General features: G+C 70.5%; 11 protein-coding genes, 1 tRNA gene and 8 pseudogenes. 5 read left to right on the forward strand and 15 right to left on the reverse strand.

Annotated features, from left to right (window positions below):
• Positions 1-512 precede the first annotated feature (512 nt).
• The gene (locus tag L2X98_RS19810; protein ID WP_354002891.1) at positions 513-1454 is read left to right on the forward strand and encodes a sensor histidine kinase; all 942 of its coding nucleotides are present in this window, start codon (positions 513-515) and stop codon (positions 1452-1454) included.
• Here L2X98_RS19810 and L2X98_RS02455 read toward each other — a convergent pair.
• The 4 genes and pseudogenes from L2X98_RS02455 to L2X98_RS02470 form a co-directional block, all read right to left on the reverse strand.
• The gene (locus L2X98_RS02455; protein WP_354002892.1) at positions 1448-2680 is read right to left on the reverse strand and encodes an FAD-dependent oxidoreductase; all 1233 of its coding nucleotides are present in this window, start codon (positions 2678-2680) and stop codon (positions 1448-1450) included. The genes L2X98_RS19810 and L2X98_RS02455 overlap by 7 nt on opposite strands.
• A gap of 344 nt (positions 2681-3024) precedes the next feature.
• Positions 3025-4060: pseudogene (locus L2X98_RS02460) on the reverse strand (ribose-phosphate diphosphokinase).
• Positions 4035-5505: pseudogene (gene glmU, locus L2X98_RS02465) on the reverse strand (bifunctional UDP-N-acetylglucosamine diphosphorylase/glucosamine-1-phosphate N-acetyltransferase GlmU). Before glmU ends, L2X98_RS02460 begins: the two co-directional pseudogenes overlap by 26 nt.
• Before the next feature lies 1 nt (position 5506).
• Positions 5507-5578, reverse strand: a tRNA-Gln gene (locus tag L2X98_RS02470).
• A gap of 71 nt (positions 5579-5649) precedes the next feature.
• Between L2X98_RS02470 and L2X98_RS02475 the strand changes: the two are divergent.
• A pseudogene (locus L2X98_RS02475) lies at positions 5650-6145 on the forward strand (MarR family winged helix-turn-helix transcriptional regulator).
• Positions 6146-6151: 6 nt separating this feature from the next.
• Here the strand turns inward: L2X98_RS02475 and L2X98_RS02480 are convergent.
• Positions 6152-6799: a flavin reductase family protein gene (locus L2X98_RS02480; protein ID WP_259612210.1), complete on the reverse strand. Its 648-nt coding sequence runs from the start codon at positions 6797-6799 to the stop codon at positions 6152-6154.
• A gap of 64 nt (positions 6800-6863) precedes the next feature.
• On the opposite strand from L2X98_RS02480, the gene L2X98_RS02485 reads away from it, so the two are divergent.
• Both L2X98_RS02485 and L2X98_RS22050 read left to right on the forward strand, forming a co-directional pair.
• Positions 6864-7040 (forward strand): hypothetical protein, encoded by a 177-nt coding sequence (locus L2X98_RS02485; protein WP_259612211.1) that lies wholly within the window; start codon positions 6864-6866, stop codon positions 7038-7040.
• 117 nt (positions 7041-7157) lie between these two features.
• Positions 7158-9005, forward strand: a pseudogene (locus tag L2X98_RS22050) (ABC-F family ATP-binding cassette domain-containing protein).
• Positions 9006-9018: 13 nt separating this feature from the next.
• Here the strand turns inward: L2X98_RS22050 and L2X98_RS02495 are convergent.
• Positions 9019-11334: pseudogene (locus tag L2X98_RS02495) on the reverse strand (FdhF/YdeP family oxidoreductase).
• A gap of 155 nt (positions 11335-11489) precedes the next feature.
• Here L2X98_RS02495 and L2X98_RS02500 point away from each other — a divergent pair.
• The gene (locus L2X98_RS02500) at positions 11490-12068 is read left to right on the forward strand and encodes a hypothetical protein (RefSeq protein WP_259612212.1); all 579 of its coding nucleotides are present in this window, start codon (positions 11490-11492) and stop codon (positions 12066-12068) included.
• Between the two features lie 72 nt (positions 12069-12140).
• Here L2X98_RS02500 and L2X98_RS02505 read toward each other — a convergent pair whose 3' ends face one another.
• The 9 genes and pseudogenes from L2X98_RS02505 to L2X98_RS02540 all read right to left on the reverse strand — a co-directional run bounded on the left by L2X98_RS02505 (position 12141) and on the right by L2X98_RS02540 (position 19086).
• Complete coding sequence (locus tag L2X98_RS02505) at positions 12141-13052, reverse strand: ABC transporter substrate-binding protein (protein WP_259612213.1); 912 nt, start codon at positions 13050-13052, stop codon at positions 12141-12143.
• Positions 13053-13337: 285 nt separating this feature from the next.
• Positions 13338-13817: pseudogene (locus L2X98_RS02510) on the reverse strand (ABC transporter permease); the annotation flags it as partial.
• Positions 13814-14494, reverse strand: coding sequence for an ABC transporter permease (locus L2X98_RS02515; protein ID WP_259612214.1), 681 nt, complete (start codon positions 14492-14494; stop codon positions 13814-13816). The gene L2X98_RS02515 and the pseudogene L2X98_RS02510, both read right to left, overlap by 4 nt.
• Positions 14491-15319 (reverse strand): annotated as a pseudogene (locus tag L2X98_RS02520) (ABC transporter ATP-binding protein). Before L2X98_RS02520 ends, L2X98_RS02515 begins: the two are co-directional and overlap by 4 nt.
• Before the next feature lie 28 nt (positions 15320-15347).
• Entirely contained in the window at positions 15348-15683 is a 336-nt protein-coding gene (locus tag L2X98_RS02525) for a DUF427 domain-containing protein (protein WP_494337238.1), read from the reverse strand.
• 62 nt (positions 15684-15745) lie between these two features.
• Positions 15746-17065, reverse strand: coding sequence for a GNAT family N-acetyltransferase (locus L2X98_RS02530; protein ID WP_259612215.1), 1320 nt, complete (start codon positions 17063-17065; stop codon positions 15746-15748).
• A 21-nt stretch (positions 17066-17086) separates the two neighbouring features.
• Positions 17087-17341 carry a hypothetical protein gene (locus tag L2X98_RS19830; protein ID WP_354002893.1) on the reverse strand — a complete coding sequence of 85 codons (255 nt, stop codon included), beginning with the start codon at positions 17339-17341 and terminating at the stop codon, positions 17087-17089.
• Positions 17269-18021 carry a GHMP family kinase ATP-binding protein gene (locus L2X98_RS22055; RefSeq protein WP_435526241.1) on the reverse strand — a complete coding sequence of 251 codons (753 nt, stop codon included), beginning with the start codon at positions 18019-18021 and terminating at the stop codon, positions 17269-17271. The genes L2X98_RS19830 and L2X98_RS22055 overlap by 73 nt, the downstream gene beginning before the upstream one ends.
• Positions 18018-19086, reverse strand: a pseudogene (locus tag L2X98_RS02540) (aldo/keto reductase). The gene L2X98_RS22055 and the pseudogene L2X98_RS02540 overlap by 4 nt, the downstream one beginning before the upstream one ends.
• Between the last annotated feature and the right edge of the window lie 126 nt (positions 19087-19212).

The following is a 19212-nucleotide window of genomic DNA, read 5'->3' on the forward strand; positions in this document are numbered from 1 at the left end:
CACATGAGTCTGCAGACCCGCCTGATGGCGACGGTCATCGGCATCGTGGCGCTGATCCTGGCGGCCGTGGCGCTGGGCACCAGTGCGATCCTGGGCGGCATCCTGCGAGCAGAACCTGGACACCAAGGTGCGGGACTCGGTCGCGGCGGTCGCGCCCAACCTCCCCCGTCCGTCGCTGACCGGCAATTCGATGGTGGCGTACGAGACACTGCAGAACTCCCGCCCCCAGCCCGGCTTCCTCCTCGTGGCCCAGCCCGCGGGCAGCCCGCCCGACGGGGCCTACGTCGACGAAGACGGCGACGTGCGGCAGCTGTCGGCACGACAGGTGGAGCAGGTCGCCGTCTCGCTGCAGCACGAGCAGACCGCGACCGTGTCGATCGACGCGCTGGGCGCCTACCGTCTGCGCGGCACCTCCCTCGGCAATGCCTACGCGATCGCCGGCGGCCTTCCGCTGAGCGAGGTCAACGCGACGATCGCGCAGATCCTGACCACCGTCCTGCTGGTCACCCTGGGTGGCCTGCTGCCTGGCCGCGGCGATCGCCGTCGTCATCCGGCGGGGTCTGCGTCCGCTGCGTGCGGTCGCCGACACCGCCACCCGGGTCGCGTCCGTGCCCATGGCCGAGGGCGATGTGTCGATCGCGGAGCGCGTCCCGGCCGACCAGGTGGACGAGCGCACCGAGATCGGGCGCGTCGGGGCGGCGCTGAACACGCTGCTGGACCACGTCAGCACCTCACTGCAGGCCCGCCAGCACAACGAGGAGCGGATGCGCAGCTTCGTCGCCGACGCCAGCCACGAGTTGCGCACCCCGCTCGCGTCGATCCGCGGCTACTCCGAGCTGTCGCTGCGCGACCCCGACCTGACCGACGGCACCTCGCAGGCGCTGGAGCGCATCCAGGCGCAGTCCCTGCGGATGACGGCCCTGGTCGAGGATCTCCTGCTGCTGGCACGCCTGGACGAGGGACAGGAGCTGGTGTTCGACACGGTCGATCTGACCCGGCTGGCCGTCGAGGCGGTCGGGGACGCGCGCCCCGCCGGTCCGGACCATCACTGGCGGGTCGAGGTGACCGAGGATCCGGTGATCGTCGCCGGCGACACCGCACGTCTGCACCAGGTCGCGGCCAATCTGCTCGCCAATGCCCGCACGCACACCCCCGCCGGCAGCGAGGTGACCACCACCGTGCTCCGCGACGGCGCCGACGCCGTGCTGCGCGTGCATGACGACGGTCCGGGCATCGACCCGTCGGTGGCCTCGGAGCTGTTCGAGCGGTTCGCCCGTGCAGACCGGTCCCGCGCCCGGAAGACCGGCGGAACGGGGCTGGGCCTGTCGATCGTGCGGGCCATCGTGGCGGCCCACCACGGCACCATCACCGCGCACAGCGTCCCCGGCGACACCACGTTCGAGGTGCGGATCCCCGCCCGCCCCGACGATCCGTCGGCGATCGCCGATCAGTAGCCGCTGAACGCGTCGGTCGTGATCGAGCGCGCCCGCTCCAGCGCCGGCGCCAGGTCGGCGATCAGCGCCGCCGGGCCGGACACGTACGCGTGGCGCTCACCCAGGTCGGTCACGGTGCGCTGCAGGACGTCGGCGGTCAGCCGCACGCCCCGCGCCCACTCCCACTGCGGCGGCAGCCGATCCGGCTCGTCGCGGCTGAAGACGATGACGCGCACCCCGGTCGCGGCCAGATCGTCGCGGAACGCCAGCTCGGCGGCATCCGAGACCACGTAGATCACGATGATGTCGCGGGCACGGCCGGTCAGCGTCAGATGGCGCAGCTGCGACACGAACGGGGTCACGCCGATGCCGGCCGCCACCATCAGGACGCGGCTGTCGGGATGCCGCGGCAGCACGAAGTCGCCCCACACGCCGGTGACCGCCAGCGCCGTGCCCGGCGTGATCGCCGCCAGCGCCTTCTTGTACGTCGACTGCGATCCGCGCCGGAACGCGATCCGCACGGTGGGCAGGTCCTCGGGGGCCGAGGCGATGCTGAACTCGCGACGGGTGCCGCGGGCGTCCGGGCGGCGATGCGGCACGTCCAGTTCGAGGAACTGGCCCGCGGTGAACGAGAAGCCGCGGCCGGCGTGGAAGACCAGCTCCTCCACCGTGGGCGTGATCGCCGCGCGGCCCTCGAAGACGAGGCGCACGGCGGCACGGACGGCGAACAGGAAGGCGATGAGGTTGCCCACCAGCAGCGCCCGCTCCTGGCCGAGGCCCACCGGGAACGTGCCGAACAGCGGCGCCCAGCCCACGAGCACCCCGACCACCGCGGCCACGACCAGTTGCTGCCAGCGTCGCGGGGGCAGGGTCAGCGGCTCGGACAGCATGAACGCGCCCAGGAACAGCAGCGGCGAGGACCACAGGCGTCGCCACACCAGCGTCCACACGTCCACCGGCACGCCCTGCTGCCGGTACTGCACGGCGGCCGCGACCACGCCGACCACGAGCGCCACCACCCAGAACAGGGCGATCACCCGCAGCTTCTCGGTGCGCCACAGCAGGATCACGCCCAGCAGGAGCACGAGCGGGCCGAACACCGGCGAGCCGACCCACCACGAGGACCACCCCAGCGCGTAGACCCCGCTGATCGCCGAGATCAGGGTGAGGACGGTGGCCCCCACCGCCGCGGGATTGAACACGTGCCGGCCGCGCCAGGCGAGGAGGTACTTCGAGGCGGATGCCACGGCCCCGGCGATCGCGATGCCGGCCAGACCGACCGGATCGACCGTGGGCCGCAGGCACGAACAGCAGGATCGCCGCGGTGATCAGCGAGGACTCGACCCGCCAGGGCAGACGCAGCAAACGCTGGGATGCGGCATCCACCGCCGCGCACACCACGACCAGGACCACGGCCGTCGCCAGCAGCTCCAGCGGCGCGGGACCGGCCAGCCCCAGCAGCGACATCAGCAGCGCCACGACGGCGAGCAGGCCCAGCGCGTACAGCGCCAGGCGGTACATCGAGATCTTGCCCAGGACCGCGAAGCCGCGGTTCCAGAGCGCCGTCAGCGAAGTGAACACGACGGGCGGATCACGCCGCCCCGTCGAACATGCTCGTCACCGAGCCGTCGACGAACACCTCGTGGATCGCCCGCGCCAGCAGCGGGGCGATCGGCAGGACCAGGCAACCGGGGAACATCTTGTCGGCCGGCAGCGGGAGCGTGTCGGTCACGACGACCTCGTCGATCGCGTCGTCCTGCAGCCGCTGGACCGCCGGGTCGCTGAACACGGGATGCGTGGCGGCGACGATGACCCGCTCGGCCCCGTTCTCCTTCAGCGCCTGGGCGGCCTTCAGGATGGTGCCGCCGGTGTCGATCATGTCGTCCACGAGCAGGCAGACGCGGCCGCGGACGCGGCCGACGATCTCGTTGACCGTGACCTGGTTGGCCACGTTCGGGTCGCGGCGCTTGTGGATGATCGCCAGCGGCGCGTCCAGGCTGTCCGACCACTGGTCGGCAACGCGCACCCGGCCGGTGTCCGGCGAGACCACCGTGAGCTTCGCGCGGTCCTCTTCGCTGAGCGTGCGCACGAAGTGATCCAGCAGCACCGGCTTGGCGAACAGGTGGTCCACCGGCCCGTCGAAGAAGCCCTGGATCTGCGCGGCATGCAGGTCCACGCTCATCACCCGGTCCGCGCCCGCCGTCTTGAGCAGGTCGGCGACCAGGCGGGCGCTGATCGGCTCGCGACCGCGCCCCTTCTTGTCCTGGCGCGAATACGGATAGTACGGCGCGACGACGGTGATGCGCTTCGCAGAGGCCCGCTTGGCAGCATCCAGCATGATCAGCAGCTCCATCAGCCACTCGTTCACCGGCGGACCGAACGACTGGACTAGGAACACGTCGCAAGCCTCGGATCGACACCTCGAAGCGGGTGAGGATCTCCCCCGAGGCGAACGTCCGGTACTCGGTGGGCACCAGCTCGGTGCCCAGCGCGGCTGCCACTTCGGCGGCGAGGGCGGGATTGGAGCGGCCGGAGGCGACCACCAGCCGCTTCTTGGTCTTGGCGACCAGACCCGGCGCTATGCCCCGGACGCGATCGAGGTCAACCTTCTTGTCCTTGTGGCTCATCGCCCGCCTTCTGTGCGGACCGTGCGCGGGCGGCGACATCCGCCGCAGCCGTGCCCGATCGGTTCTTCTCGACCCACCCCTCGATGTTGCGCTGGGGTGCCACGCTGAGTGCCAGGGCTCCGGCAGGAACATCCTTGCGGATGACGGCACCGGCCCCGGTCTTCGCGCCTTCTCCGATCCTAACCGGCGCGACGAAGACGTTGTGCGAGCCGGAGTGGACCTCATCGCCGATCTCGGTGCGGTGCTTGGCGACGTCGTCGTAGTTCGCGGTGATGGCGCCGGCGCCCAGGTTGACGCCCGTGCCGATCGTGGCGTCGCCGATGTACGAGAGGTGCGGCACCTTGCTGCCGGCGCCGATGGTGGAGTTCTTCGTCTCCACGAACGTGCCGATCTTGCCGTTCGCGGCCAGGACGGTGCCCGGACGCAGATAGGCGAACGGGCCGACGGTGGCGTCGGCCCCGATCACCGCGAGGGTGGCGTCGGTGCGGCGCACGGTGGCCCGCTCCCCCACCTCGCAGTCGACGAGGCTGGTGTCCGGCCCGATCACGGCGCCGGCCTCCACGCTCGTGGCGCGGAGCACCTGGGTGCCCGGCAGCAGTGTCACATCCGGTGCGAGCGTCGCCGTCACATCGATCCAGGTGGTGGCCGGGTCCATCACGGTCACGCCCTCCAGCCTGCCACCGCCGCACGGTGCGCGCGTTCAGCAGCCGCCCGACCTCGGACAGCTGGGCACGGTCGTTCACCCCGTAGGTGACGGTGACGTCGTCCACGACGGATGCCGACACCACGGCGCCGGCCCGACGCAGCAGTCCCGCGACATCGGTGAGGTACTTCTCGCCCTGTGCGTTGTCGGTGCCCACCCGCGGCAGGTGCGTGCGCAGTGCGTCCGCGCGGAACACGTACACGCCGGCGTTGATCTCGCGGCCGGCGGCCTCCTCGGCGCTCGCGTCCTTCTGCTCCACGATGCGCTCGACCGCGCCGTCCGCATCGCGGATGACCCGCCCGTACCCGTGCGCGTCGGCCACGACGGCCGACATGAGCGTCGCCGAAGCGCCGATCGCGCGATGCTCGGCGACGAACGCGGTCAGGGTCGCGGCATCCAGCAGCGGCACGTCCCCGGACAGCACCAGCACGTCCCCGTCGAACCCGCCCAGGGCCTCGAGTGCGACCTCGACCGCGCGCCCGGTGCCCGGAACCGCGTCCTGGTCGACGATGCGCGTGCCCGGGGCGGCATCCGCCACCGCCTGCGCGACGAGGTCGCGCTCGTGCCGGACCACGACGAGCACGTCGGCGGGGTGCAGCGCGCGGGCGGTGTCCAGCACGTGGCCGACCAGCGGACGCCCGCCGATCCGGTGCAGCACCTTCGGGACCGCGGAGCGCATCCGGGTGCCCTGCCCTGCGGCGAGGATGACGACGGCAAGACGAGGATCGGCGTTCTCTGACATGCTCCGCCGCCAGGACTCGAACCTGGACTTAACAGCTCCAAAGGCTGTCGTGCTGCCATTACACCACGGCGGACCGGCCGCACTGCGACCGGGGTCAAGTCTGCCAGATCGCGCCGGGTGCGCCGCCTGGCCGATAATGGCAGGATGACCGCGCAGACCGACGAAGTCGACCGGATCGTCGAGGCGTGGATCTCTCAGCGTCCCGACCTGGACTTCTCTCCGCTGGAGGTGCTCTCGCGGGTCGATCGGCTCTCACGGCACCTGGATCGCGCCCGCCGCGACGCCTTCCGCCGCAGCGAGCTCGAGCCGTGGGAGTGGGATGTGCTGTCGGCGCTGCGCCGCGCGGGCGAGCCGTTCCGGCTGACCCCGAAGGCCTGCCGAGCAGACCCTGGTCTCGTCCGGCACGATGACCAACCGCATCGACCGCCTCGTCGGGCGTCGACTCGTGCGGCGCGAGGGCGATCCGGCCGACGGTCGCAGCATCCTGGTGGTGCTCAGCGACGACGGCAAGACGCGCGTGGATGCCGCGATCACGCGTCTGGTGGACGCCGAGGCCGTGCTCCTGTCCCGGCTCTCGCGCACCGACCGCGAGCGGCTGGCCGCTCTGCTGCGCAAGCTCAGTCTCAGCTTCGACGTCTGAGCCGGCTCAGTCGATGATCGGCGGGTACGGCGCGAGCCGGCTCGAGGGCAGCCAGCCGACCTCGTCACCGCGATCGAAGAAGTGGCGGAACGCGTAGACCAGCGGATGCCACAGCCGCGGGTCGATCTCGTCGCCGTCCACGATCGCGGGGTCGGCGTGCACGCGCACCACCTCGGCCTCGACCATGAAGTATCCGCCGTCCAGGCCCGGGGTCATCCGGCGCACGACCGCCTCGAACTGCAGCAGGCACTCCTGCACCCGCGGCGCCGCCACCCGGTCCGACGACTGGGGTGTCAGGTGCGCGGCCGCGAACTTGTCGCGCGCGAACGCATAGCGCTGGGCCTTGGCCGCCGGCACCGGGTCGCGCCCGGTCAGCCGCGACAGGCGCACGAGCGCCGGCCACAGCGCCGGCGACGGGAAGTTCACGGTGATGTCCGGACGCTCGGCCATGTTCAGCGCGGTCTGCCCGTCGGCCTCGATCCCCAGGCACAGCATGTCGCCCAGCGCCCAGTGCGACGACGCGGCGGCGAGATTGGCCGAGCCGTCGGCGTTGACCGAGCCGATCAGGTATGCCGGCGTTCCCACGTACAGGACATGGGGGCGGGCGACCACGTGCGTGGCGGCCGGCGCGGAGGCGGGCTGCTCGGCGGTCATGATCCGAACGTATCAGCGCCGCCGGATCGTCCGGCCGCGTGTGACGCGGTGGCAGGATGAAGCCATGGACCACGACGACGGGATGCTGCGGCCGCCGCCGGACGCGTCGACCGAGCCGGTCGGCGGCGATGCGGCGTGCTGGCTGCCGAGCCTGTGCGCGGACTGCGGCGCGATGATCGAAGGTCCGCCGGGGACGGCCTGCTGGCGGTGCGGCGGCACCCGGCGCGAGGGCGACGTCTGAATGGACGGCATCCGCTACGAGTTCGAGGCGACGCTGTTCCGCCGGCAGAGCGAGGGCGTCGATCTCGGCGACACCGTGCGGGTGGGCATCGAACCCGTGCCGTAGCCTGGAACGGATATGGCGCATCTTCTCGGGGCACAGACCCTGCACCTCGAGTACCCCACCCGGATCGTGTTCGATTCCGTCACCCTCGGCGTCGACGAGGGCGACCGGATCGGCATCGTGGGCCGCAACGGCGACGGCAAGTCCAGCCTGCTGGCCATGCTCACCGGCCGGCTCGAGCCCGACTCCGGGCAGGTCACCACCCGCGGCGGCGTGCGCATCGGCGCACTCGAGCAGTACGACACGCTGGACGACGACGACACCGTGTCGCACGCGGTCGTCGGCGAGATCCCCGAGCACGTCTGGGCCGGAGACGCCCGCGTCCGCGACGTCATCGCCGGTCTGCTCGGCGATCTGGACTGGCAGGGCCGGATCGGCTCGTTGTCCGGCGGCCAGCGTCGCCGGGTGGCGTTGGCGGCGCTGCTGGCCCAGGACCTGGACGTCATCGCCCTGGACGAGCCCACCAACCACCTCGATGTCGAGGGCATCGCCTGGCTGGCCGGGCACGTCAAGCGCCGCTGGCCGTCGGGCTCGGGCGCTCTGCTGGTGGTCACTCACGACCGCTGGTTCCTGGATGAGGTGTGCACCGCGACCTGGGAGGTGCACGACCGGCTGGTCGAGCCGTTCGAGGGCGGCTATGCCGCCTACATCCTGCAGCGCGTCGAGCGCGACCGGCAGGCGGCCGCGATCGAGCAGCGGCGGCAGAACCTCGCGCGTCGCGAGCTGGCCTGGCTTGCGCCGCGGCGCTCCCGCCCGCACTTCCAAGCCGAAATTCCGGATCGACGCGGCCAACGAGCTGATCGCCGACGTCCCGCCGCTGCGGGACGAGGTGGCGCTGCGTGCCCTCGCCGTCTCGCGTCTGGGCAAGGACGTCGTCGACCTGCTGGACGCGTCGGTCGCCTACCCCGACCCCGACAGCGGCGCCGAGCGCGAGGTGCTGCACCAGGTGGAATGGCGCATCGCCCCCGGCGAGCGCACCGGCATCCTGGGTGTGAACGGCGCGGGCAAATCCACCCTGCTCGGCCTGGTCGAGGGCACCGTCATCCCCACCGGCGGTCGGGTCAAGCGCGGCAAGACCGTGCAGGTCGCGGCGCTCTCGCAGCGGATGGACGAGTTGGATCCGCACCTGCACAAGCCCGTGCGGGTGGTGCTGGAAGGGTTGCGGACCACCTACACGTTCGGCGCCGGATCGAAGGCGACCGAGCTCACTCCCGGACAGCTGCTGGAGCGGATGGGCTTTTCCAGCGTGCAAGCTGTCCACTCCGGTGAAGGACCTGTCCGGCGGCCAGAAGCGCCGGCTCGGCCTGCCTCGTCGCTGCTGAGCCAGCCGAACGTGCTCATCCTGGACGAGCCGACCAACGATCTGGACACCGACATGCTCGCCGCGATGGAGGAGCTGCTGGACTCGTGGCCGGGGACGCTCCTGGTCGTCTCGCACGACCGCTACTTCGTGGAACGCGTCACCGACCAGCAGTACGCCATCCTCGACGGTCGGTTCCGGCATCTGCCCGGAGGTGTGGACGAATACCTGCGACTGCGGACCGACCAGCGCGCCGCGCAAGCGCTCGCACCGGTCCGCGGCGCCGGCGAGACCGGATGCCGCGGCTTCGGCATCCGCTCCGGCATCCGCTCCGGCCCTTGCCGGGGCCGACCGCCGCACCGCCGAGAAGGAGGTGTCCGCGATCGACCGGCGGCTGCGACCGGCTCCAGCAGGAGATCGCCGCACTCGACCAGCAGCTCGCAGCATCCCACGACGACTACGACGCGCTGATCCGACTGCAGGGTCAGCGCGACGCGCTCACCGGCGAGTGCGCGACGCTCGAGGAGCGCTGGCTCGAGCTGTCCGAGCGCCTCGAGGGCTGAGTCGGGTCGACGCTCAGGCCACCACCGCCGTCTGCGCGGCCGGCTCGATCCGGATCACCACCGACTTCGAGGCCGGGGTGTTGCTGACCTCGGCGGTCGCGCCGAGCGGCACCAGAGGGTTCGCCTCGGGGAAGTAGGCCGCCGCGCAGCCGCGCGCCGTCGGATAGGACACGAGCCGGAACGCGCGCACGACCCGGTCGACCCCGTCGCTGAACTCGCCGTGCACGTCGACCCGCTGGCCGTCGCGCAGGCCGAGCTCGGCGATGTCGAGCGGGTTCACGAAGATGACGTCCCGTCCCTTCTTCACTCCGCGGTACCGGTCGTTCAGGCTGTAGATCGTCGTGTTGAACTGGTCGTGCGCGCGCACGGTCTGCAGCAGGCCGACCGGGCGGGCAGTCCACGACATCCAACCGGTTCACGGTGAACATGGCCTTGCCGGTGGCGGTGGGGAACGTGCGCGAATCGCGCGGACCGTGCGGCAGCACGAAACCGCCCTCGTGCCGGATCTTCGCGTTGTAGTCCTCGCAGCCGGGGACCACGTGCGAGATGTGCTCGCGGATCCTGTCGTAGTCGTGCTCGAAGCCGGCCCAGTCGACGTTCACCGTGTGGCCGAGCGTGGCCTGGGCCAGCCGGCTGATGATCGCGATCTCGCTCAGCAGGTGCGGGGCGACCGGTTCGACCTTGCCCCAGGAGGGATGCACCGCGCACACCGTGTCCTCGACCGAGACGAACTGCTCCCCCGACGCCTGACGGTCGATCTCGGTGCGCCCCATGGTCGGAAGGATGAGCGCCTCGCGACCGACGACGGCGTGCGACCGGTTCAGCTTCGTGGAGATCTGCACCGTCAGCTCGGCCTTCTGCATCGCCTCTTCGGCCGCATGCGTGTCGGAGACCGCGGAGACGAGGTTGCCGCCCAGGGCCACCCACACCTTTATCCGCCCGTCGGCGAGGGCGCGGATGCCGTCGACGCTGTCCACGCCGTTCTCGCGCGGCGGATCGAAGCCGAACTCCTCTTGCAGCTTGTCCAGGAACGCCGGCGGCATCTTCTCCCAGATGCCCATCGTGCGGTCCCCCTGCACGTTGCTGTGCCCGCGGATCGGCGAGGCACCCGCACCGGGCTTGCCGATGTTCCCGCGCAGCGCAGCAGGTTCATGATGTCCTTGATGGTGGCAACGGCCCGCTTGTGCTGCGTCAGCCCCATCGCCCAGGTGATGATCACGCGGTCGGCCCGGATGTACCGGTCGGCCAGGCCGCCGATCTCGCCGGCGGTGAGCCCGGTCGCCCGCAGCACCTCGACCTCGTCCAGGCTGCGCAGGCTCTGCGCGAACTCGTCGAACCCGTGGCAGTACCGGTCGATGAAGTCGTGATCCAGCACTGTGCCGGGCTCGGCCTCTTCGGCCTGGAGCACGCGCTTGGCGACCGCCTGCATCAGCGCCTGGTCGCCGGCGAGACGGATCTGCAGGTAGTCGTCGGCCAGCCCCGTGCCCTTGCCGATCCATCCGCCGATCTTCTGCGGGTTCTTGTACCGCATCAGCCCGGCTTCGGGCATCGGGTTCACCGCGACGATGGTCGCTCCGGCCTGCTTGGCCTCTTCCAGGGCGGTCAGCATGCGCGGGTGGTTCGTGCCGGGGTTCTGGCCCATGATGATGATCAGGTCGGCCTTGGCGAAGTCGTCGTAGGTGATCGTGCACTTGCCCACTCCGATCGTCTCGCCGAGGGCCGCACCGGTGGATTCATGGCACATGTTCGAGCAGTCGGGCAGGTTGTTCGTGCCGAACGCCCGCGCGAACAGCTGATAGGCGAACGCGGCCTCGTTCGAGGTGCGCCCGCTCGTGTAGAACGCGGCCTGGTCCGGCGAGTCGAGCCCGCGCAGCTTCTCGGACACGATCCGGAACGCCTCGTCCCACCCGACCGGCTCGTAGCGGTCGCTGTCGGCGGCCTTGTAGACGGGCTCGACCAGCCGGCCCTGCATCCCGAGCCAGTACTCGGACTCCTCTTTCAGCACCGAGATCGGATGCTCGCGCCAGAACCCGCTCGGGACGGTGACCGGCGTCGCCTCCCAGGTGACGGCCTTCGCCCCGTTCTCGCAGAACTCCGCGACCTTGCGATGGTCGGGATCCGGCCACGCACAGCTCATGCAGTCGAAGCCGTCCTTGTGGTTCATCGAGGTGAGCAGCTTCGCCGCACGCGAGACGCCCATGTCCCTCGCGGCCGGTCCCACCGAGTACAGGATGCCGGGGATGCCGGCGGCCCACGTCTTCGGCGGGGCGATCTGGAGGTGCTCCCGGTCGTCGACCTTCCGCTCGGTCGCTGCCTGTTCACTGGTCATGGCGCACTTCCTCCATGCACGGGTTCGTCACTGCTCCCAGGCTTACGCCTGAGTGCGACAACCCGCAACCCCTGCCCGCGGGTCCTTGAACTTCGGTCCGGGTGAGGACACGATGAGGGCAAGGGGAACCTCACGAAGATCTAAGAAGGTTCATCATGCAGTTCGCAGTGTCGATGTTCCCACCCTTGGCCCTCGGCTTTTTCGGCCTCGGAACCGGCTACCTCATCTACGGCCCGCAGGAGCTGTTCGGATGGCCGCGAAGAGACGAGCGGGTCGATCGCGCCACCGGCGTCTGGGGCATCTGGTTGCCCGGCTTCTGCCAATTCGTGACCGGGCTGATCCTGTTCATCGGCCTCACCTGGTTCCAGGTGTTCAAGGAACCGCCGCTGTACATGGCGGCTCTGGCCTTCTCGGCGTACGGCATCCACTGGTTCGCGATCGGCTACAACCGCTACCGCGGAAACGACCCGCGCCCGAACGCGGGCATGTGCGTCGCGTTCTTCATCATCTCGGTCGTCGGCCTGGTGGTGTTCTTCGTCGCCGGGGACTGGCCGGTCGGCCTGCTGTTCGTCGGGCTGGCGCTGATCTACCTGTCGGACTTCTTCGCCGCGATCGGGATGACGTGGGGCGAGCGCGCGCTGGGGCTCTGGCACACCCTGACCGGGCTGTGGCTGATGTACCTGATGGTCGCCGTGGCGTTCGACTTCTCCCTCGGCTGGTCGCTGGCGGTCTGACCGGCCGCACGCCCATCGCCGCCGTCGCCGCATGTGTTCCCCCGCGGCGACGACGACGATGCCGGGCGCGCCCTACTTCAGACCGTTGTCGGCCAGGAACGCCTTCGCGATGTCGGCGGCGGACTTCTTGTCGACCGTGTTCTGCACGTTCATGTCGACCAGCGCCTCGGGGGTGAGCTTGGCCTGGACGGCGTTGAGGGTGTCGGCGACCTTGCCCTGGATGTCCTTGCTGATCACCGGGACGACATTGGAGGCGAGGATCATGCCCTTCGGGTCCTTCAGCACGACCAGGTCGTCGGTCTTGATCCGCGGGTCGGAGGTGTACACGTCGGCGACGTTGACCGTGCCGGCCACGAGATCCTCGACCGTGGTGTCGCCGGTCGCGGTGAACCCGATGTCGATGCCGTAGATGCTCTTCAGCCCCTTCGGCCCGTACGGGCGATCGGCCAGTTCGGGGTTGCCCCCGAGCGTGAGCTTCTCCTTCACATTGGCCAGGTCGGCGATGCTCGTCAGGTGATACTTGTCGGCGAAGGCCTTGGTCACGGTGTACGAGTCCTGGTCGGTCGCGGTCGCCTGATCGAGCACCGTCAGCCCCTCCGGCATCGCCTTCTGCAGTGCGGCGTACACCTCGTCCGGCGCGGTGGCGGTGGCGTTCTTGTCGAGGAACTGCAGCAGGTTGCCGGTGTACTCGGGGAACACCTGGATCTCGCCCTTCTCGATCGACGGCATGTAGGCATCGCGCTGGCCGATGTTGAACTTGCGCTCGACCTTCAGGCCGGCGCCTTCGAGCGCCTGCGCGTAGGTCTCGGCGATGATCTCGTTCGAGGCGTAGGCCTGCGAGCCCACGACGATCGTGGAGGAGTCGCCGCCGGCCGATCCGGAGTCGGACGGACTGAGCGGATTGCTGGACGCGCAGCCGGCCAGTGCCAGCGCGGCACCGACGATCGCGGCAGCCACGGCGAGGGTCTTCTTCGCGGTGATCATGGTGCTTCTCTTTCTCTCGGGGAGGGGGTGTTCGGGACGGTGGTCAGGTGGCCGGGGACGGCACTGGTTCGGGCTCTTCGGACGCCCGCCGCGGGCGCGGGCGGGCCCGCACTCCGCGCGGCACGCTGATCCGCTGGAGCACGGCGAACAGCCCGTCCAGCACGAGGGCGAGCGCGGCGACGAGGATGGCCCCGCCCAGGACCATGTCCAGCTCGCCAGCGGGATCCCGGCGATGATGTACTGGCCGAGTCCCCCGATGCCGACATACGAGGCGATCGTGACGGTGGCCACGACCTGCAGCACCGCGGACCGGATGCCGGCGACCAGCAGCGGCATCCCCAACGGCACCTCGATCCGCCACAGCACCTGCCACGGCGTCATCCCCATCGACCGGCCCGCGTCGATGACCGAGCGGTCGATGGCCTCGAAGCCGGAGTAGGCGCCGGCCAGGATCGACGGGATGCCGAGGATCACGAATGTCACGATCGCCGCCTCGGGCTTGTGGATGACGCCCAGCAGCAGGACGAGCAGGATGAAAAGCCCGAAGGAGGGAACGGCACGCGCGGCGCCCGAGATCGCCACCGCGACATCCCGCCCGCGCCCGGTGTGGCCGATCAGCCAGCCCAGCGGCACGGCGATGAGGACGGCGACCAGCACGGAGACCACGGTGTACAGCAGGTGGATGCCGATGGCCTCCGGCACCGGATCGGTCCCGGACAGGTCGCCGGAGAAGATCCACCGGATCGCGTCGATCAGGAAGTTCATGCCACCGCCTCCTGCGCCCGGGCCGACGCGGAACGGCGCCGACGGGTCCGCCGCGCCCAGGGCATGAGCAGGCGCCCGCCGACCACGAGGATCACATCGATGACGACCGCGATGACGACGACGGCCACGATGCCGGAGAAGACCTCGATCAGGATGCGCCGCTCGAGCCCGTTGGTGAACAGGTAGCCGAGATTGGTCACCCCGACCAGGATCCCGACCGTCGCCAGCCCGATGGTGCTGGAGGCCATCACGCGCAGACCGGCGAGGATCACCGGGCCGGCCAGCGGCAGATCGACCGCCCAGAACCGCCGGAGCGGGCCGTAGCCCATCGCCACGGAGGCCAGGCGCACGTCCGGGTCGACCGATGCGAGGCCGTCGGCCACCGCCCGGACCATCAGCGCGATCCCGTAGAGGGTGAGCGCGACGATGAGGTTGACGTCGCTGATGTAGCTGGTGCCGAGGATGACCGGCAGCAGGGCCAGCAGCGCCAGTGACGGGATCGTGTACAGCAGCCCGGTGATCACCAGGATCGGTCCGTGCAGCAGCCGGTACCGCCAGGCGACCCAGCCCAGCGGCACCGAGACCACGAAGCCGAGGAGGATCGGGATGACGCTCTGCCGCACGTGCACGAGGGTCAGCTCGAGGATCAGTCCGATGTTGTCGGCGATCCAGCTCACCCGGCGGCACCTCCCTCGACCAGCGCCCCCTGGGTGCGCCCCTGCGCGTCGACCACGACCGTGCCGCGGGTCGTCTCCTTCAGGTGCAGCGCACGGGTCCCGCGTTCGGCGCCGATGAAGCTGGCGACGAACTCGGATGCCGGGTTCTCGATGATCTCGCTCGGACTGCCGACCTGGGCGATCTGCGCTCCGACCTGAAGGATCACCACCTGGTCGCCGAGCAGGAAGGCCTCGTCGATGTCGTGCGTGACGAACACGATGGTCTTGCCGATCTCGCTCTGCAGCCGGATCAGCTCCTGCCTGCAGGTCGGCGCGCACGATCGGGTCGACGGCGCCGAACGGCTCGTCCATCAGGAGGATGTTCGGGTCGGCCGCCAGGCCCCGGGCGACGCCCACCCGCTGCTGCTGGCCGCCGGAGAGCTGGCTCGGGTAACGGTGGGCCATCTGCTCGTCCAGCCCCACGGTGCTCATCAGCGCGCGCGCGCGGGCGCGGGCATCCTTCTTCCTGATGCCCTGCAGCACCGGGACCGTGGCGATGTTGTCCTCGACGCTCAGATGCGGCAGCAGGCCGGAGTTCTGCATGACGTAGCCGATGCTGCGGCGCAGCGCCACCGCCGATCGTGTGGCGATGTCGACGCCGTCGATCTCGATCGCGCCCGCGGTGGTGTCGACCATCCGGTTGATCATGCGCAGCAGGGTGGTCTTGCCGCAGCCGCTGGAGCCGACGAACACCGTCGTCTTGCGCGCGGGGATGACCAGGCTGAAGTCCCGCACGGCACGGGTGCCGTCCGGGAACTGTTTCGAGACGTCGCGGAACTCGATCATGGTCGGGTCCGTCCGCCGTCCGCGACGCTCAGTCGCCGACCTCGACGTCCGGCGCGAACGCGATGTAGCCGGCGAAGTCCCGGCCGACCCGCTCGATCGCGCCGGGGTACGGCTCGGGGTAGGCCCAGGCCCGGTCCGCGAGGATCTCGTTGCCGATCTTCACCGAGTAGTACTGGCACTCGCCCTTCCACGGGCAGGTGTACGGCGTGTCGCTGGTCTGCAGCAGCGCCTTGTCGACGGCGGCCGGCGGGAAATACCAGTTCCCCTCGATCCGGACCAGGTCGGCCTCGTCCGCTTCGGCGATGGTGGTCTCTCCGACTCGTGCTCTCACGGTGCTCTCCTGCCGCTCGTTCTTGCCGCTCATGGATCCAGGTGCCCTACGAGGGTAGTCCAGCCCTCCGACATCCGGCCCGAGCGTTACCCCGATCAGTACCAGAAGCTCAGCTGCGGCGCCTCGGGCCAGGACAGCACCCGCGCCGCCGCCGCGGCATCCGTCGTCTCCACCCGGCCGGCGGCCGCCAGGGTCGCCAGCGAGACCGCACCCAGGTAGGCCGCCGACAGTTCGGTCGTCCCCAGCCGGACCACCGGGATGTCGCTCGCGTCCGGCCCATCGTCCGGCCGGACCCGACCGATCCCGGCCGCATCGGTCTCCAACAGCCACCGACCGCCGCTGATTCCCACCGGATCGGCCACATCCAGCACGACCGCCCCGGCGGCGTGGTAGCGGCGACCCTGCAGCGCGGCCGGAATGTCGAGCACGCGAAGGTAGTGATGGTCGTTGAGCGTGATCGTCGCGGCGCGCTGGTCCGAGATCATCCACCACAGCGGCTCGTCCGTGGACAGCTCGCTCGCCGTCACGGTGGCGATCAGGGCAAGCTCGATGAAGTAGCGCCACAGCCCGGCATACGCCTGGGCGTCCTCGGCCACCAGCGAGGTGATCCGCACGCGCGACTTCGTGAAGTCGTCGTGGTTCTCGGTCGCGGTGTACAGCGCCACCCCGCGCACGGTGCCGGATGGGTCCGCGTACTGCACGGCGCGGATGCGGCCGGGCTTGTCGGCGTCCGGATTCGTCCCGGTGAAGCGGTCCCAGTGCCCCGGCGGGATGGCGATCTCGCCCGGTCGATGCACGCGGATGCGCTCGTGGACCACGGGTGCGAGGCGCCGCGCGAGATCGCGCGGGATGGCGTCGACCCGCCCGGGCGCGACCGGTCCCGCCCAGGTGGCGCGCTTCGTGTCGATGACCCACTCGGTGGCCGGGACGGCGGGCGCGAAGCCGTAGCGTCCGTAGATCGTCGACTCGCTGACCGTCAGGCCCGCCAGCGGGATGCCGAGGGATGCCGCATGACGCAGCTTCCCCTCCATCATCGCGCGGGCGATCCCCCGCCGCTGATGCGTGGGCGCGACCGTCACCGCGCTGATCGCCGCCATCGGCACTGCGACGCCGCCGGGGACCGAGACCTCGGCCGCCCAGGATGCGAACGTGCCCACCGGCACCTCGCTCTGCGGGCTGCCCGGGTCGAAGACGCCGATCCGGCGGCGATAGCCGCCCGCCGCCATCGACGCCGCGATCTGCTCGTCGGCCGGTTCGGGATCCAGGAAGCCGCGCGAGACCGCGTGCAGCCAGCCGTCCACCGCAGGCCGGGCATTCGGCACGAGGCGCAGCTCGAGCCCGATCCGCTCCAGCGACGCCGCGGCGGCGTCGTCGACGGGTCCGTCGTGGTGTCGTGTGCGCAGGTCGTCGTCCATTCGGATCCCTTCGACGGCGGCTCAGGAGGGCATGATGCGCGCGCCGGGAACCGGGCCGTGCACGTGCAGGGTCTCGTGTCCGGCCGCGCTGAGGACCACACGCAGAGCGATCGCGGACTTCTCGTCGTCGGCGAGGAACGCGACGGTGGGTCCCGAACCCGACACCAGACCGGTCAGCGCGCCCTCGGCCAGGCCCAGGTTGATCAGGTCGTCCAGCTCGGGTCGCAGGCGGAGCGCGGCCGGGGTGAGGTCGTTGTGCGAGGTGGCCGCCAGCATCCGGGCATCCCCCTGCCGCAGCGCGTGCAGCACCGGGGGAACACCGCCGGCCGTTCCGGCGCGGCCGGGACGTACGGCGCGGGGTTGGCGCGGTACTCGTCCAGCTCGGCATACACCTCGGGGGTCGACATCCCCTGCCTGCTGGTCACCAGCACCCAGTCGAATCGACCACGCGCCAGGGCCGGGCTGAGCTGGTCGCCGCGACCGGTGCCCACCGCCGTCCCGCCCATTAGCGCGAACGGCACGTCCGCGCCGAGGCGGGATGCCACCGCCAGCAGATCGCCGGTGGGCAGGCCGGCCCCCCACAGCGCGTCGCAGGCGAGCAGGGCGGCTGCGGCATCCGCCGACCCGCCGCCCATGCCGCCGGCGACCGGGACGCCCTTGTGGATGCGCAGGTGGACGCCGTCGGGCCAGCCGATCTCGGCGGCCAGCAGGCGGGCGGCCCGCACCGCGAGGTTGCTCTCGTCGAGCGGAACGGCGTCCACGTCCACGCTCCCGTCGACCTCGACGGTGAATTCGTCGGATGCCTCGGCCCAGACGTCCTCGTACGCCGAGACGGCCTGATAGGCCGACGCGACCTCGTGATAGCCGTCCGCACCCGGGCCGCCCACCTCGAAGAAGACGTTGATCTTCCCCGGGGCGCGCACATGCACGCGGTCCAGGACGACGGCTTCGCTCACAGTGCGGTCGACTCCGCCCAGAGGTCGACGTCGATCGCGTCGCTGACCGCGTCGATCCGCTCCAGCTCCTCGGTGTCGAACGCCGGACCGTTCAGCGCGGCCAGGTTCTCGTCCAGCTTGCGCGGGACGGGACGCCCCGATCAGCGCCGAAGCCACGACATCCTCGCGCAGCACCCACTGCAGGGCGAGCTGGGCCAGTGTCTGGCCCCGCTCGGAGGCGATGGTGTCCAGGCTCCGCAGCGCCGACAGCGCCGCGTCCGAGAGCCGTCGGTTCGGCAGCGACGAGCGCTGCTGGGCGCGTTCGGCCGTGCCGTCGGCGAGGTACTTCGCGGTGAGCAGGCCCTGGGCGAGCGGGGTGAACGCGATCGCCCCCATCCCCTCCTGGCGCAGCACGCCGGTCAGCCCGTCCTCGACCCAGCGGTTCAGGATCGAGTAGGCCGGCTGGTGGATCACCAGCGGGGTGCCCAGGCTCCGCGCGACCGCCTTGGCCTCGGCCGTGCGCTGCGCGCTGTACGACGAGATGCCCACGTGCAGCGCCTTGCCCTGCCGCACGAGCGTGTCCAGGGCCCCGATCGTCTCCTCCACCGGAGTGTCGGGGTCGGCGCGGTGCGAGTAGAAGATGTCGACGTACTCCAGTCCCATGCGGGTCAACGACTGATCCGCGCTGGCGAGGATGTACTTGCGGCTGCCGAGATCCCCGTACGGGCCGGGCCACATGTCCCAGCCGGCCTTGGACGAGATGATCAGCTCGTCCCGGTAGGGACGGAAGTCCTCGCGCATCATGCGCCCGAAGTTCGTCTCGGCGGATCCGTACGGCGGCCCGTAGTTGTTCGCGAGGTCGAAGTGGGTGATGCCGGAGTCGAACGCGTGCCGGAGCAGCTCGCGCTGCCGGTCGAACGGGATGTTGTCGCCGAAGTTCCACCACAGGCCGAGCGAGATCGGCGGAAGGTAGAGGCCCGACTGGCCCACCTGCCGGTAGCCGAGCCGCCGGTAGCGGTCGTCGGCGGCCGTGTACGGCCGATGGATGTCGTCGATGTCACCGCGGAATCGTGTCTGCTCGCTCACTCGTCCAGGGTATCGATTCACGGGCGGGTGCGTGGGCGGGTGCACGAGGATGTCGGAGGGTCATGATACGAAGCTTTGAGCGAGTCAGGTCGAGAAATCGCGCCGACTTCTCTGCGGAATCTCTTG

Source organism: Microbacterium elymi (assembly GCF_021582895.2).
Lineage (GTDB): Bacteria > Actinomycetota > Actinomycetes > Actinomycetales > Microbacteriaceae > Microbacterium > Microbacterium humicola.

Excerpts from the sequence above, each read along its gene's own strand:
- L2X98_RS02500 (WP_259612212.1), top strand. The coding sequence starts at position 11,490 with ATGCAGTTCGCAGTGTCGATGTTCCCACCCTTGGCCCTCGGCTTTTTC.
- L2X98_RS19830 (WP_354002893.1), bottom strand. The coding sequence starts at position 17,341 with ATGCTGGCGGCCACCTCGCACAACGACCTCACCCCGGCCGCGCTCCGC.
- L2X98_RS02530 (WP_259612215.1), bottom strand. The coding sequence starts at position 17,065 with ATGGACGACGACCTGCGCACACGACACCACGACGGACCCGTCGACGAC.
- L2X98_RS02485 (WP_259612211.1), top strand. The coding sequence starts at position 6,864 with ATGGACCACGACGACGGGATGCTGCGGCCGCCGCCGGACGCGTCGACC.
- L2X98_RS02525 (WP_494337238.1), bottom strand. The coding sequence starts at position 15,683 with ATGAGCGGCAAGAACGAGCGGCAGGAGAGCACCGTGAGAGCACGAGTC.
- L2X98_RS02480 (WP_259612210.1), bottom strand. The coding sequence starts at position 6,799 with ATGACCGCCGAGCAGCCCGCCTCCGCGCCGGCCGCCACGCACGTGGTC.
- L2X98_RS02505 (WP_259612213.1), bottom strand. The coding sequence starts at position 13,052 with ATGATCACCGCGAAGAAGACCCTCGCCGTGGCTGCCGCGATCGTCGGT.